This window comes from Myceligenerans halotolerans, assembly GCF_054782975.1.
The window spans coordinates 31,070-44,395 of record NZ_BAAGRL010000031.1 but is presented as its reverse complement, the minus strand read 5'-3'; the positions used below and the strand labels follow the sequence as shown (position 1 = coordinate 44,395).

15 protein-coding genes are annotated in these 13,326 nt (G+C 67.2%); 11 read left to right on the top strand and 4 right to left on the bottom strand.

The genetic code is table 11. The features are described from left to right. Positions 1–46 precede the first annotated feature (46 nt). Positions 47–778, bottom strand: coding sequence for a helix-turn-helix domain-containing protein (locus tag ACYVK5_RS19105; RefSeq protein ID WP_460707552.1), 732 nt, complete (start codon positions 776–778; stop codon positions 47–49). A gap of 9 nt (positions 779–787) precedes the next feature. Then, entirely contained in the window at positions 788–1,276 is a 489-nt protein-coding gene (locus ACYVK5_RS19100) for an NUDIX domain-containing protein (protein WP_460707551.1), read from the bottom strand. Positions 1,277–1,472: 196 nt separating this feature from the next. Here ACYVK5_RS19100 and ACYVK5_RS19095 point away from each other — a divergent pair, with 196 nt between their 5' ends. From ACYVK5_RS19095 to ACYVK5_RS19070, 6 genes are all read left to right on the top strand, one after another. Next, positions 1,473–2,342: an HAD family hydrolase gene (locus tag ACYVK5_RS19095; RefSeq protein WP_460707550.1), complete on the top strand. Its 870-nt coding sequence runs from the start codon at positions 1,473–1,475 to the stop codon at positions 2,340–2,342. After that, on the top strand, positions 2,339–2,596 hold the full coding sequence (locus ACYVK5_RS19090) for a hypothetical protein (RefSeq protein WP_460707549.1): 258 nt from the start codon (positions 2,339–2,341) through the stop codon (positions 2,594–2,596). Before ACYVK5_RS19095 ends, ACYVK5_RS19090 begins: the two co-directional genes overlap by 4 nt. A 103-nt stretch (positions 2,597–2,699) precedes the next feature. Further along, positions 2,700–3,107 carry a hypothetical protein gene (locus ACYVK5_RS19085; RefSeq protein ID WP_460707548.1) on the top strand — a complete coding sequence of 136 codons (408 nt, stop codon included), beginning with the start codon at positions 2,700–2,702 and terminating at the stop codon, positions 3,105–3,107. A 372-nt stretch (positions 3,108–3,479) separates the two neighbouring features. Next, complete coding sequence (locus tag ACYVK5_RS19080) at positions 3,480–4,337, top strand: PIG-L family deacetylase (protein WP_460707547.1); 858 nt, start codon at positions 3,480–3,482, stop codon at positions 4,335–4,337. 6 nt (positions 4,338–4,343) lie between these two features. Continuing rightward, a complete protein-coding gene (locus ACYVK5_RS19075) occupies positions 4,344–5,489 on the top strand; it encodes a glycosyltransferase (protein WP_460707546.1) in 1,146 nt (381 codons plus the stop codon). Positions 5,490–5,542: 53 nt separating this feature from the next. Beyond that, positions 5,543–6,460, top strand: a complete 918-nt coding sequence (locus ACYVK5_RS19070; RefSeq protein ID WP_460707545.1) for a putative RNA methyltransferase — start codon at positions 5,543–5,545, stop codon at positions 6,458–6,460. A 53-nt stretch (positions 6,461–6,513) separates the two neighbouring features. Here the strand turns inward: ACYVK5_RS19070 and ACYVK5_RS19065 are convergent, their stop codons facing one another. Further along, entirely contained in the window at positions 6,514–6,663 is a 150-nt protein-coding gene (locus tag ACYVK5_RS19065) for a hypothetical protein (RefSeq protein ID WP_460707544.1), read from the bottom strand. Positions 6,664–6,705: 42 nt separating this feature from the next. Between ACYVK5_RS19065 and ACYVK5_RS19060 the strand changes: the two genes are divergently transcribed. From ACYVK5_RS19060 to ACYVK5_RS19050, 3 genes are read left to right on the top strand one after another with little or no spacing between them, the layout of a single operon-like run. Beyond that, the gene (locus tag ACYVK5_RS19060; RefSeq protein ID WP_460707543.1) at positions 6,706–7,587 is read left to right on the top strand and encodes a glycosyltransferase; all 882 of its coding nucleotides are present in this window, start codon (positions 6,706–6,708) and stop codon (positions 7,585–7,587) included. After that, positions 7,584–8,186 carry an HAD family hydrolase gene (locus ACYVK5_RS19055; RefSeq protein ID WP_460707542.1) on the top strand — a complete coding sequence of 201 codons (603 nt, stop codon included), beginning with the start codon at positions 7,584–7,586 and terminating at the stop codon, positions 8,184–8,186. The genes ACYVK5_RS19060 and ACYVK5_RS19055 overlap by 4 nt, the downstream gene beginning before the upstream one ends. Positions 8,187–8,210: 24 nt before the next feature. Next, complete coding sequence (locus ACYVK5_RS19050) at positions 8,211–9,419, top strand: glycosyltransferase family 4 protein (protein WP_460707541.1); 1,209 nt, start codon at positions 8,211–8,213, stop codon at positions 9,417–9,419. On the opposite strand, the gene ACYVK5_RS19045 is transcribed toward ACYVK5_RS19050, so the two are convergent. Continuing rightward, the gene (locus tag ACYVK5_RS19045; protein ID WP_460707540.1) at positions 9,414–11,231 is read right to left on the bottom strand and encodes an alpha-amylase family protein; all 1,818 of its coding nucleotides are present in this window, start codon (positions 11,229–11,231) and stop codon (positions 9,414–9,416) included. The genes ACYVK5_RS19050 and ACYVK5_RS19045 overlap by 6 nt on opposite strands. Positions 11,232–11,313: 82 nt before the next feature. Here ACYVK5_RS19045 and ACYVK5_RS19040 point away from each other — a divergent pair, with 82 nt between their 5' ends. Both ACYVK5_RS19040 and ACYVK5_RS19035 read left to right on the top strand, forming a co-directional pair. Further along, entirely contained in the window at positions 11,314–12,279 is a 966-nt protein-coding gene (locus ACYVK5_RS19040) for an NAD-dependent epimerase/dehydratase family protein (RefSeq protein ID WP_460707539.1), read from the top strand. Beyond that, on the top strand, positions 12,276–13,322 hold the full coding sequence (locus ACYVK5_RS19035) for a radical SAM protein (RefSeq protein WP_460707538.1): 1,047 nt from the start codon (positions 12,276–12,278) through the stop codon (positions 13,320–13,322). The genes ACYVK5_RS19040 and ACYVK5_RS19035 overlap by 4 nt, the downstream gene beginning before the upstream one ends. Positions 13,323–13,326 lie beyond the last annotated feature (4 nt).

Below are 13,326 nucleotides of genomic sequence, written 5' to 3'. Positions count from 1 at the left end.
CAAAACAGCAGAGAAACGCCCGGCCGCTGACGCGGCCGGGCGCTACTCACGGATCCGGGTCAGAGTCGAACAGCCGCGGCTGAACAGCCTCGGCCGCCCTGATCGCCAATTGCTCGGCCTCACCGCTGCGGCCTTGCCGGACAAGGGTCCAGGCAAGATAGCGCAGGGAAATTGCCTCCTGGAGACCGGGAGCGTCCGAGTTGTGAGACGCGGTGAGCGCTCGCTCAGCTGCCGTCCAGGCCAGATCCTCCTTGCCCAGCCGCCCAGCGATCCCCGCGCCGACCCGGTAAACGGTGGCGAGCGCCCGATGCGCAGCAGCCGCCTCGTCGCCGGTGCAGGAGTCGACGAGACGACGGGCGTCCGTGAGGACAGCGGGGAGAAGGGCGAGAAGCTCGTCATGCCGCCCGTCGACGTAGAGTCGCCAGACCTCAGCGGCCTGACGCTCAGCCACGTCCAGTGAGACAGTCTCGTTCGACTCCGCGAAGTCGGGCAGGCCCGGCACGACGCCACTACTGGTGATCGCTTGCCGCAGTCCGATCACACCGGAAGGGCTGAACGGCTCCGTCCGACTGCTGCTGCCGTCACTCAGGAGCGCCTGGACCGTTGTTTCCAAAGCAGTCGCGAGACGGCTGAGAGTTGCGGGCCGACAGGTCGTCCGGGTGCCACGCTCAATTCTCGCGACGGTATCGACGCCAACCCTGGCCTTGGCCGCAAGCACGTCCTGGGACAGATCTCGCGCCTTGCGCAGGCGCGCGAGGTTCTCGGCAAGGGCCGTCATCGAGCATCCTCAGACCGGGTAACCGTCGTCGCACAGGACCGGACCATTGCCGTCCTGGACGGCTGCCAGCGCTGTTGTCAGACGCCGGACAAGCACGTCGTGCAGCTTCCCGCTGACCTCTTCGAGCCGGTAGAGCCCGACCGAGACGATCTCCGGGTCTTCCAGTCGCAGACCTGCGACTTGCTCGTCATCGATCGGCCCGCCGTCGAACACCCAGGCGATCCCTTCGGGCATTCCATCAGGTGTGGGCGCGACATGATCGATGACCAGTGGACGCATTCGCTCACGGACGAGACCGAGTTCTTCGTGCAGCTCACGCGACGCGGCACTCCAGGGGGATTCGCCGTCGTCCACAACACCGCCAGGAATGTCCCACTCGGCCTTGTAGGAAGGCTCGACGATCACAACCCGGCCGTCGCCGTCGTACAGAAGCACGCCGCCAGACATGCGCTTGCGCGGCAGGGACGCGACGTACTCGTCGAACGGCAATGGAGTCACGAACTGACCCTAACAGCGGGCCTGCCGCGCGAACCATGCCTCAGAGGCAGGGTTCGCGCCTGCTCACGCGATCAACCCTGCCTCTGAGGCTCTGGTTCCCATCGATCCGTCGAGACAGGCTCGAAGCCTGATCGGCGACGGCAAGGAGGTCTCTGTCGCCTGGAAGTTCTCGAAACTCGATCGACCGGAGCACGAAATGCTGACTACCCCACATGAGTCCACGTCCCGCCGCCCAGTGCAGGTCGCCTTCGTCGATCTCGACGGCACCATCGTGCGAGAAGGAGACGATGTCGTGCCGGAGCGGACGCGTCGCGCGGTGGCCGCAGCGGTCGCGAGGGGTATCAAGGTGGTGCTGTGCACCGGCCGGTCCGCAGTGGGTGTCTTGCCGATCGCCGAGTTCCTCGGGCTGGGCAAGGGCTCGGTGTTCATCGCCTCGAACGGCGCGATCACCGCCGAGCTGACCGGGAACCGGCGCCGCCCGTTTCAGATCGTGCGCCAGCAGGTGTTCGACCCGTGGCCCGCGTTCACGGTGTCCATGGCGGTGGCTCCGCAGGTGGCCATGGCCGTCGAACAGGTCGGTGTCGGGTGGCGGGTGAACCGGCCCTTCCCGGTCGGCCGCTTGAACGGGCTGGAGCACATCGTGCACGAGCGGGTCCTGTGGTCGCAGCACACCACCCGCGCCGTCGTTCACGCCCCCGGGATTGCCGCGTACGCCCCGCAGATCGAAGGAACCGGGTGCACCGCGACCCCGAACGGCGCCGACTGGATCGACCTGACAAAACTCGGACTGTCCAAGGCGACCGAGGCCGGTGCGTTGCGGCGCCGGTGGGGCATCCACCCTGATGACACCGCCGCGATCGGCGACGGCGCCAATGATATCGGCTTGCTGCACCAGGTCCGCCACGGCTTCGCCATGGGCAACGCCAGCCAAGCGGTCAAGGACGCGGCGGACTACGTCACAGGCTCGATCGACCACCACGGCGCCGCCTCCGCCCTGGAGTCCTTGACGTTGTCCACCCGGGAGTCGGAGCAGGTGCCGGCCGAGACCGGGGCGGGGGCACGATGAGCGTCTTCGAGGGCGAGGAGGACTTCACCTCCGAGACGGCGCACGAGCCGGCGCGACGGCCCGCGCAGTGGAGAGTCGGCGATCGAGTGCGGGTGGTGGACGGTCCGCGCTTGCTGCTCGGCGCAACCGGCACAGTCGTCGAGGTCGACGTTCCCAGAGCCTGGAGCGTGCGCGTCCACATCGATCGAGGCGGATTCGACCGCGCGCTCTTGGCTCCCCATGAGCTTGAACCAATCGATGGGGCGACATCGTGATCTGGCTGATGGTCGGCTACCTCGTCCTGCTTGCGGTCCTGCTGAGCGTGCTGCGCGCGTCGCGGGTGCGGCGATAGGCCGCCCCCAGGCACCACCGACGACGATGACCGAAGACCTGGAGGTGACGAGCGACATGTCCCAGAACGCGGTTGCGGTCGGCTACGCCCGCGACGCCGCCCAGTTCGCCGTCGTGCAGACCCACGCCCGCGACCACGGCTACCTGCTGGCCCACGTGATCGACGACCAGCGCGACACAGCCACGATCAGCCAGCTCACCAAGCAGGCGATGGACCAGGGCGCTGATGTCGTCATCCTTCCAGGCGACGCGATCTTGTCGGCTGCCCGCAAGAGGCTGGAGAAGGAACTGACGAGCGTCGGCGCGAGATGCGTCGTACTCGGCGCCCCCAGCGCCCCCGCCCGAGCCGCACTCGAACGCGTCCTGCCACGACGCGACTTCGATGCTGCTCGGGGCAAGCACGCGAAGCGCGCCCCCGGACCGACATCCCCGTGACTCCTGAACTTGCGGCCGGAGGTGCACCCCCGACGTTCTGCACCGTCGCAGCAAGAACTGGCCGCAAGCCCGCCGACCCCCGGCGGGCGACCCGTAGCGGTCTGAGACCACGCCCCGGTCTTGGACCGCTACGGCCCAGACCGCACCTCCTTGCACTACCGACTCTGTCTCGCACGAGTGCCTGCCTGGAGGAAAGGCATGCGCAGCGCGGGATCGGACGTCGTTCACCGTCTCCTCGTCGACATCGAGGCTGCTGGGGCTTAGGCATCGCCGGTGTGTCGCGGCACGTCAGAGTCTCCTTCGGGTACGTTCCGAGACGTCTCGTGCACAGTCTGGTGCGCTGAACTTGCGCCGCCGGGGATTGGAGAGTCCATGTCGTCAACGGATCCCTCGCGGCGGCTCCTTGCTGTCCACGCGCACCCCGACGACGAGACCATCACCTGTGGTGGCCTGCTTCGACGCTGTGCGGACGCGGCCGTGGCCACGACGCTCGTGACCTGCACCGATGGGCGGTATGGGCCGGTGAATCCGGAGCTCGGTATCGTGCTGGACCCGGACGGTCTCGCGCGAACCCGCTCGCGGGAACTGCGCGACGCGGCGGCGGTCCTGGGAATCGACCGGGTGATTCAGTTCGCGCACCACGACTCCGGCATGACCGGCGCGAATCAGAACGCGGCGTCTCAGGCGTTCTGGTCGCAACATGTCGACGTTCTGGTGCGCGAGGTTGTCGAGGTGATTCGGGCGTGCCGACCGCAGGTGGTGGTGACGTACGACCCGGTCGGGAACACGGCACATCCGGACCACGTCCAGGCGCATCGGGTGACGGTGCTGGCGATCGAGGCCGCCCGGGAGGCTCGGTTCGCTCCCGAGCTCGGAGAGCCGTGGGATGTGCGGTGCGTGCTTCACCCCGTGTACCCGGTCAGCGCCCTGGAGAAGTTCATCGACGATGATCTCGCGGCCGGGCTACCACATCCCTACGACGGGCGTTCGATACGCGAGATCAACTACGCCCGCCCGGACGCGGAAGTGACGCACGTCGTGGAGATCGCGGCGGTATACGACGCCAAGTCCGAGGCCCTTCATGCACACCGGACGCAGGTCGGGCCACACTTCCCGCAGCTGTATCGCGCTGCCCTGGCCCGCCGCGACGTCGAGCACTTCCGGCTGGCAATGGGAGACATGGTGTTGCCCGACGGCTTCGCCGACATCTTCCGCGCGACGGAGACCTGACCGGGCATGGAAGTTGACCGGCTACGGGTGCTGTTCGTCGTGCCGTCGGCACGCCGCGCTGGTGGCGGCGACGTCTGGCTGGCCCACATCCTTTCGCAGTTGCCTGCACGCGGCGTCGAGGTGATGGTCGCGTTCGAGCAGACGGGTGAGCTCGTCGAGCATGCAGGCCGCGCTGGGTGCCGAACTGCGGTCCTGGGAAGTCAGGCGGTCGGGATGGACGCGGTTGACCAGCTCATCGCGCCACTCGCGGCGGAGATGCGTGCGATCCGCCCCGACGCGACGATCATGTGGTCACCACGTGCTCAGCTGTATGGCGCCCGCGCCCATGAGGCTGCGGGACGACCCGGCATGACCTTGTGGGTCCAGCACGTCATGCCCTCGGACTTCTGGCTGCACAGCGCAGCATCGGAGCAGCCCTCCGACGCCGTGATCTGCGTCTCGACCGCTGTGCGCGACCGGCAGGCCAGCCTCTATCCCGGCACGAACGCCGTGGTCGTCCATCCCGGCGTGGCCGCACCCGCGCTCGCTGATCGAGCGGCTGCTCGGGCGTTGCTCGGGATGCCGGAAACAGTGCCCGCCGTTGGGGTGGTCGGCCGCATCGAGCCGTGGAAGGGTCAGGACGTTGCCGTGCGTTCACTCGCTCTGCTTGCCGAGCGCGGGTATGCGGCAGAACTGGTTCTGGTCGGACAGCGTCACTCGCCGACCTGGCCGGACTTCGCCGATGAGACAGCTCGGCTGATCGATGCCTTGGGCCTGACCGGCCGGGTGCACTTCACCGATCACCAGGATGACGTCGGCCCCGCACTCGGTGCGCTCGACGTTCTCGTCTGCTCCTCGCGGGAAGAGGGTTTCGGGCTCGCCGTGGTCGAGGCGATGGCCTCCGGTGTGCCCGTCGTGGCGACCTGCTGCGGCGGCCCGGAAGACATCATCGTGGACGGCGTCCACGGTCTCCTGGTCCCGACCGAGGACCCGGTCGCACTCGGAGAGGCAGTCCACGCCGTTCTTGCCGACGCTCCATCACGCGCAGCCATGACCGCCGCGGCGGCGGCTCGGGCGCGAGATCGCTTCACTCCCGCAACCACGACCGATGCCCTGCTGGGCGTGATTCGCGCGACTCTGGAACCCGGCTCGCGGCAGGCCGCGGACGCGTAGCCTTGAGCCCAGGGCTCTGTCCAGCCCGTGTTGTCGAAGGACTGAGGGAGACGATGACGACGCTTGAGCACCACCGGCCGCCGGTCTTCGCCTGCCCGGTCTGCGAGGAACCGCTGACACGCGAGGGCCAATCGTTCCTCTGCCCGAACAAGCATGTGTTCGACGTCGCCAAGGAGGGCTACGTCAACCTCCTGCTCGCCCAGCACCGCCATTCGAAGGACCCTGGGTACAACAAGGAGATGATCACCGGGCGTCGTGATTTCTTCGACGCGGGTCACTACGAGCGACTCGCCGACGAAGTAGCTGACACGATCAGGAAGTATCTGCCCAGTGGCTCCAGCGTCGTCCTGGATGCAGGGTGTGGCGAGGGCTACTATCTTCGCCGGCTTCGTGCGCTGCTGGCTGCCAACGATGCAGATGGTGACGTGCTGCTGGTCGGTACGGATATCTCGAAGCATGGCGTGCGCGTCGCCGCACGTCGTGATCCGCAGGGCCTGTACGCCGTGGCGGGAACATTCCGCATCCCAGTCCTGCCTGACAGCGTCGATGTCCTGCTAACCCACTTCTCGCCGGTCTCGGCTGTGGACTTTCGCAAGGTCGTCAAGCCTGGCGGCATCGTGCTGGTCGGCGGGCCAGGCCGGCTGCACCTGCACTCGCTCAAGGAGTTGCTGTACGAGACCCCGAACCCGCACGAGCCCGATGACCAGCTGGCCGGCCAGGACGGCTTTGAGCCCATCACAACGCACACCATCCGCTATCCCCTGCATCTTGAAGGGCCGGGGCAGGTCGCCAATCTGCTGCTGATGACTCCCTACAACTGGTCGGTCAGCGAAGAACAGCGGCAGCGGCTGATCTCCATGGAGTCGTTCGACACCGAGGTGGACGTCGAGATCCGCGCGTACCGGCGGCTGGGCGCGACGCCTGCGGGAAGTGATACGCAGAGCGCGCGTATGGGTGCAGAAGCGGTATGAAGGTCCTGGTCGACGGCAGGATCACCGATGCCGACGGGATCGGGCGCTTCACGTCACGGCTGGCGGCTCAGCTCAACCGCCTCGGCCGCGAGTACGGAGTCGACGTCGTCGTCGCACGACGGCCAAAGGCGCCGCGGTACTCGCTGGGAGAAGGAGCCGAACTGGTCGGCCTGGCGAATCAGCACCGCGCCGATCTGATCCACGTCTTCGACTATCGGGTACCCCTGGACCGAACGGTGCCCGTGGTGGCGACGGTGCACGACCTGTTGCGCCTGCGCCATCCCGAACATTGCTATGGCGACGACGCGTTCATCGGAAAGTTCGGGAACGGCGCCTTTGCCGCACTGCGTGAAGCGACCGCAGCGCTCAGGGACACAGCCCCTTGGCCGGCGAACGCCAGGAACCCGGAATCATGGCACGAGGAGTTCTACGGCCGGATGGTTGCGCATTCAGTCCTGACCTCCGCTGCAACGATCGTCCCCACCAAGGTGGTCGCCAGCCACGTCAAAGATGCGTTCGGCGCGGCGTCGCCCTCCCCCGCCATCATTCCCTGGGGCGCTGACCACTTCATCTCGGCCAAGCGAGATGCGCGAGCATCGGCCCGCTCAGGATTCCTGAGCGGCCCCTACATCGTCTACCTGGGCCAAGCTCGTGCGCACAAGGGTCTCGACACCCTGCATGAGGCGTTCATGCGCTCCCGCTTCCGCAAGGCCGGCGGATCACTGGTCCTGATCGGACGGGACTTCGCTCCCGCGGTGAACCTCGAGGAACAGACCCTTGCCCTCGGGGAGGTCTCCGACGCGAAACTGGCCTCGACGCTCCGTCAGGCTGAGGCCGCAGTGCACCTCGCGGAGCACGAGGGTTTCGGGTTCCCGCCACTCGAGGCGCTGTCTGTCGGAACGCGTGTGCTCGCCTCGGACATCCCGGTCCTGCGCGAGACTCTGGGCGCGTACGCGTCCTTCACCGATCCTCACGATCCGGTGCGCGCATCCGAGGACCTCGACCGCCTCATAGACTCGTCCGACCCGCCCGGGGCGCGGGCGGACCGTATCGCACACGCCGTGGGGTATTCCTGGGAACGCTGCGCCCGCAAGGTCCTGGCCATGTACGCGGCAGTGGCCTCATGACCAGTCCGACGATCTTCCTCGACGTAGGAGACGTCCTCATCCGAACCCATGCCGGCGCGCAATACGCTGCCATGGCCGACCTCACGGGCGTCACCACCGAACGGATATCGCGAGCGGCGGAGCCTCTCGTGTCCCGCCTCGAAACGGGCGTGCTGGCCTTCGACGCCTTCGTTGAAGAAATCGCCATGCGCCTCGGGATCCCACGGTTGCCCCGGCATGAGATCGAGTCGGCCTGGTGTGCTGTGATCGGCGAGGTCGACGCTACCGTGGCCGCGCCGGCCGGGGTTCTGGCACGTGCCGGGCGCGTCGTGCTGGCCAGCAACACCAGCGCCGTGCACTGGAAGCTTGTGAAGGCCCGCCTGGTCGCGTCCGGAATCGATGCTCCGATGTTTTCCTCGTTCCAGGCCGGTGCACGCAAGCCGTCCGAAACGTACTTCGCGGCCTTGGTGCAGCAGTGGCGTCCGACGCCGGGCAGCGTGTTCATCGACGACCGCGCGGAGAACGTGCACGCCGCCGAGCGGCACGGGCTCGTGGGCCACCGGCACACGGACGCGGCCGAGACGGCAGACCTGCTCACCGCACTCGCCAGCGTTCATTGAAACAGCCGGATCGAAGGAGGATGCGTGGCATTGATCGCCGTGGACACCCGGACCAACCACAACACGGGCGTCGCCCGATATGGACGCGCTGTCACCGATGCGGCCTCGGCTGTGGCAGCACAAGCGGGACATCGGCTTGCGATCATCGTCCGGGACGGCCAGGAGAACACGTACGAGCACCTGACCGTCCACGGTCACCAGGTCGTCCCCGTACCGGGTGACTCCGGCTTCGTCCGCGACAGCGAGCACCTGCGCCGGGTGCTGGCCACGATGGGCGCCGACTTCTTCTACGCCTCCCACTACATCGTCGACCGCCGCTGTCCGGTGCCGTATCAGTTCACGATCCACGACTTGAACCGCTGGCGGTTTCCCGAGCTCAGCTACGACAACGAGTCCTTCGTCGCACGCTTCGGGCAGGGCGAGCTGAGCAAGATCCGCAGCGAGCTGACGGACTTGGCAACACCGGACGAGCCCGCGGGCGAGCAGACCTTCACTCGCTACTTCAAGGCCGTGAACCTGGACCTGGCATCTCGGGCAGCGCGGATCGCCGTCGTCTCGAACGCGACGGCATCTGACGTCCAGACGATCCTCGGAGTGCCCGCGGATCGCATCGATGTCGTCCCGTGCGGCGTGGACGACACCACATTCCGGCCACGGCCCGACGACGTCGCACGCGTCAGGAGAGAACATGGGGTCGGCGGCGGACCATACGTCATGTTCGTCGGCCTGGCTCACCCCAACAAGCGGTTCTCCTGGCTCGTCGATCAGCTGACCGCGGCACGCGAGACTCTCCCGGCCGGTGCGCGCCTGGTCGTCGTAGGTGGCCACGGCGAACGCGACGAGCAGGCGGCGCGGATCATCGCCCGTCGCGGAGCCGAGGACTTCGTCGTCTTCACCGGCCGTGTCACCGACCTCGACCTGGCCGCTCTCTACACGGGCGCGGCAGCGTGGGTCACAGCGTCGGTGAACGAGGGCAACAACCTGCCACCACTCGAAGCGATGGCCTGCGGCACAGAGGTCATCGCAACCGACATCCCACCGCTGCGGGAGACGCTGGGAGGCTTTGCGCACTTCTACCGGCTCGAGGACGCAGGGCAGTTCCAGGCGCTCGTCGCCCGCGCCCTCGACGGCAGCCTGCCGTCCCGTTCCGGCGAGTACCGTGCTCCTACCTGGCAGGACGCCGGGGAACTACTCGTCGCGTCGTGGGAGCGCGCACTGGCAGAGCTCTCATAGGCCGCGCCAGGCGCGCCGCAGGTGTGCGAAATCGTCGGGGGTGAGCGCCTCGCCGGTCGTATCCAGGTGGGTCACGTAGTACAGGCTCGGTATGCCCAGTGACGGTTGGGCGGCAACGTACTCGCGCCATGCGCCACGTGACGGCATGGGCCAGCCGTCGGTGTCGATCAGCGCGTTCGGGATGGCGATCGAGGCCATCTCGGCACGGAACGTCATCTCGGCGAGCACGGAGTCCTGCCTGCGGGAGTAGACGTCGCCCAGCCGGACCATGTCCTGGACGTCACCGAAGTAAGGGTTCGGGGACTGGCCCATGATCAACGCGTCCGGCTTGATCTCCTTGGCCGTCTCGTAGATGAATCGCTGCATCTCGTACGCTGCCTCGATACCGAAGAGCCGGTCCGAGCCTTCTGGGAACTGCATCCCGTACAGCCCGGGAGTGGCGGACACGTGGTCGAGCTTGAGGCCGTCAGCATCCAGGCCGTCGGCTCCGAGGGCGATCTGGAGCTGACCACGGATCCGCTCACGCACCCTCGGGAGCGTGATATCCACGCCCATTTTCTTGCCTGGCGTCGGGGGCCCGAACTTCGACTGCCGGCCGGGCCGGTTCGCACTCAGCGCAGCCCGCGGGTGCCAGGTGATGCAGTCGGCCTGGTCGATACCTTCCGGGTCCCACGGGGACCACCACAGCAGAACATGCCGGTCCATCCGGTGCTGCCCGGCGACGAAACCCGCGAGGTCAGGCCACCTGCCTTCGTCCACGTCCTTGAGCCCGCCGGTCAGGAACCATCTCGCGTCGATCACCAGGGTCCCGAACGGCACTCCCAGGTGTTCAAGCCGGGCGGCGATGTCCTGGTAGTTCGTCTGGGTGCACAGCGTGTACACGGCGTTGTCCGGGCCTCGTTCCGGCGCCGAGCGGATCCGGAAGAGATCGCCTTGGTATGCCTGGTGGCCCCAACCAGACACGATCGGTCTCGTCCACCAGTCCACGCTCTCCCGTGTCCCGATGCTGGGGACGAGCCCCTCGGCCTGGAGCGCGTCACGGTGCGCCTCGAAGGCACCCGAGCTTGTTCGCGCGGGCGCCAGCACGATCGCGGGCGGGGTGAAGCCGGTATCCGTCTCGATCGCGCCCCAAGCCCCGATCTCCAGCGTGAACTGCGAGCCGCCGTCGTAGACAAGCTCCGAGAACAGGTGGGCACCCGGCCGCGTGAGCAGGCCGAGGCACCACCACTCGTGATCCGGTGCGGCCGTCACCGCGAAGGCGAGCATTCCTGGGTTGGCGACGAAGTTTCCCCCAGCGTTGTCGAGGTCAGCGTTGACGCTGACCTGGGCACGCTCGTGGGCTTCGATGACCTGGCGCGCGTGCGAGTTCGGGTCCGGTGTCATCACCTGGGTGAAGCCGACCGGAGAGCACTGGGCATACTCGCGCGCCCGGGTGGTCCCGCGGTCGTTGAAGTGCTTCGTCACCGCGAAGTCCTCTACGAACCCTTGAGCCGGGGTCGTGCTGAAGTAGCGGATCGTATCGATGCTCGACGCTCCCTCAAGACGGACGCCGAGTGTCAAGCGGTCACCGTGAACGATCGCTTCGTAATGCTTGGTCCACACCGTCGACCGAGCGGTCCAGCGAACGAGGTCAAGGCCGTCGCTGTGCGAGTGCTTCATCGCGTCTCGCTCGACGTCCAGGTCGAGACCGTCCGCACTGTCGGCCGCGATCGCAGCAACCAGGGTCTGGTCGAGCCGGCCGGAGCGAATACGCAGCGTCCCACCTGCGTCGTCGAAGGTGACTCGGAATTCCGGACGGTCGACCTCGATCACGTTCCTCCACCCGCCGAACCGGACAAAAGGGGTTCCCGCTGACGCGAACAGAGGCTAGCATCGCCAGGCGGAGACTTGATCGGTGCGAGGGGGGCGCGTGGGTCCGGTATTGCTGACGGGTGCTGCTGGACTTCTCGGTGTTCCACTGATTCGCCGCCTGCGACGGCTTGGCGCGGACGTTGTCGCCGTGGACGACGGAAGCGCCGGGACCTTGGGAAGGCTCAATGAGTTCGCTACCGACCCAGGCGTCCACATCCATCCGATCGACATCCGCGATCCCGCCGCGTTGAAGTCCGCAGCCGCTGGTGGCGTAGGGACCGTCGTCCATCTCGCGGCACGGCACTTCATCCCCGCATGTGAGAAGGATCCCGCGACGGCCTGGGACGTGAATGTCCGGGGAACCGCCAACGTGCTCGAAACCGCACATGCGGTCGGGTGCGAACGTTTGGTCCTGGCTTCTACCGCGGATGTCTACGTGCCGCGGGACCACCCTCACGATGAAGACGCGCCGACGGGTACCGCGACCGTCTACGGGCGCACCAAGATCGCCGCCGAGCGTCTCGTCGCGGAAGCCGCCGTCGAGCATCCGGAGCACGCCTACCTGGTGCTCAGGTTCTTCAACTTGTACGGTGCACACCCCACGGCGGAGCACCTGATTCCGACGGTCATGCGCCAGGCACTGGACGGTCGCCGGCTCGAACTGGGCGACCTGTCGTCCGTTCGCGACTACGTGCATGTCGAGGACGCGGCAGACGCCGTGCTCCACCTCCTGCGCGCCGAGGCGACCGGAATCATGAACATCGGCACCGGCGTCGGGGCCTCGGGCCGCGACATCGTGCGGCTCGTGGGAGAGTTCCTGGGCCGTGAGCTCGAGGTGGTCCTCGACCCAGCACGGGTGCGCACCACCGACCGCCCACATCTGGTCGCCGACCCCGGCAGGCTCGTCGCTGCCCTCGGGAGCGCACTGCCCACCACGCTCCGTGAGGGGCTCGACCTCGTGATCGACGCAGCACACGCCAGGCTCGCATCCACCATGGAGGCATCGTGACACCTGTCCAGTACGAGCGGCGGCTCTGGGCCGCGGCAAACATCAGCGAGCGACTCGCGCCGTCGACGATCCGTCCTACCGACGTCTCGCTCAAGTTCACCGAGAACTGCCAAGCGCGATGCGTCACGTGCGACTACTGGAAGCACCGGTGGCACGATGCCATGGACACCGACAAGGCCGTCTCCGTCATCGACCAGATCGCCGACCTCGGGGTCACGACACTGCGTCTGACCGGTGGTGAACCGCTGCTGCGCAGAGACCTCTTCGACGTCCTCGACCGCGCACGCACGGACTCCTTCTCCACCATCGCGCTGCAGACCAACGGGCTCCTCCTGGGAAGGTTCATCGACCGCGTCAACGCCTCGCCGATCACCCACGTCGTGGTGTCCCTGGACGCCGTCGGCGACAGGAACGACACGATCCGGGGGATCTCCGGCTACTTCGACAAGGCCCTCGCCGGGCTCGACGCCGTCGAAGGCAAAACGCGGATCATCGCCATGACCCTCAACCAGGTGGGGGCGGGCGACCTCGACGAGTTGCTCGACCATGTCGAGCGGCTCGGCGGGTACCTGGCCTGCAACCTGCCGGACAACCGGCTGTACTTCCTGCAGGACGCGGCGCTCGCGGGCCTCTGGCCCGATGAGCCGGCAAGCGAGCAGATCGTGACAACTCTGGGCCGGCGGCTCGGGAAGCAGTTCACGCCGTACGAGCTCGACTACGTGCGCGGCTATCTTCGCCAGGGGGACCCGACCATGCGCGACATGAACCCGCCGTGCGTGCTCGGTTACACCACCGTGTACATCTCCTCCGACGGCGCGGTGCGGTCTGGCTGCTATGTCCTGCCTCCCATCGGCAACATCCTGGAGGACGACCTGGAATCCATCCTCGACTCCGCCGCGTACCAGGCTCGCGCGAAGTCGATGCTCCGCCTGGAGTGCCCCGGCTGTGCGTGCAACGTCTTCAAGAGCCTGCGCACGAAGAACGCGCTCCAGGACCGGGTCAAGTCCGTGAGCCGCCGTATGGCGGCTATGGCCGAAGGCTGAGGGG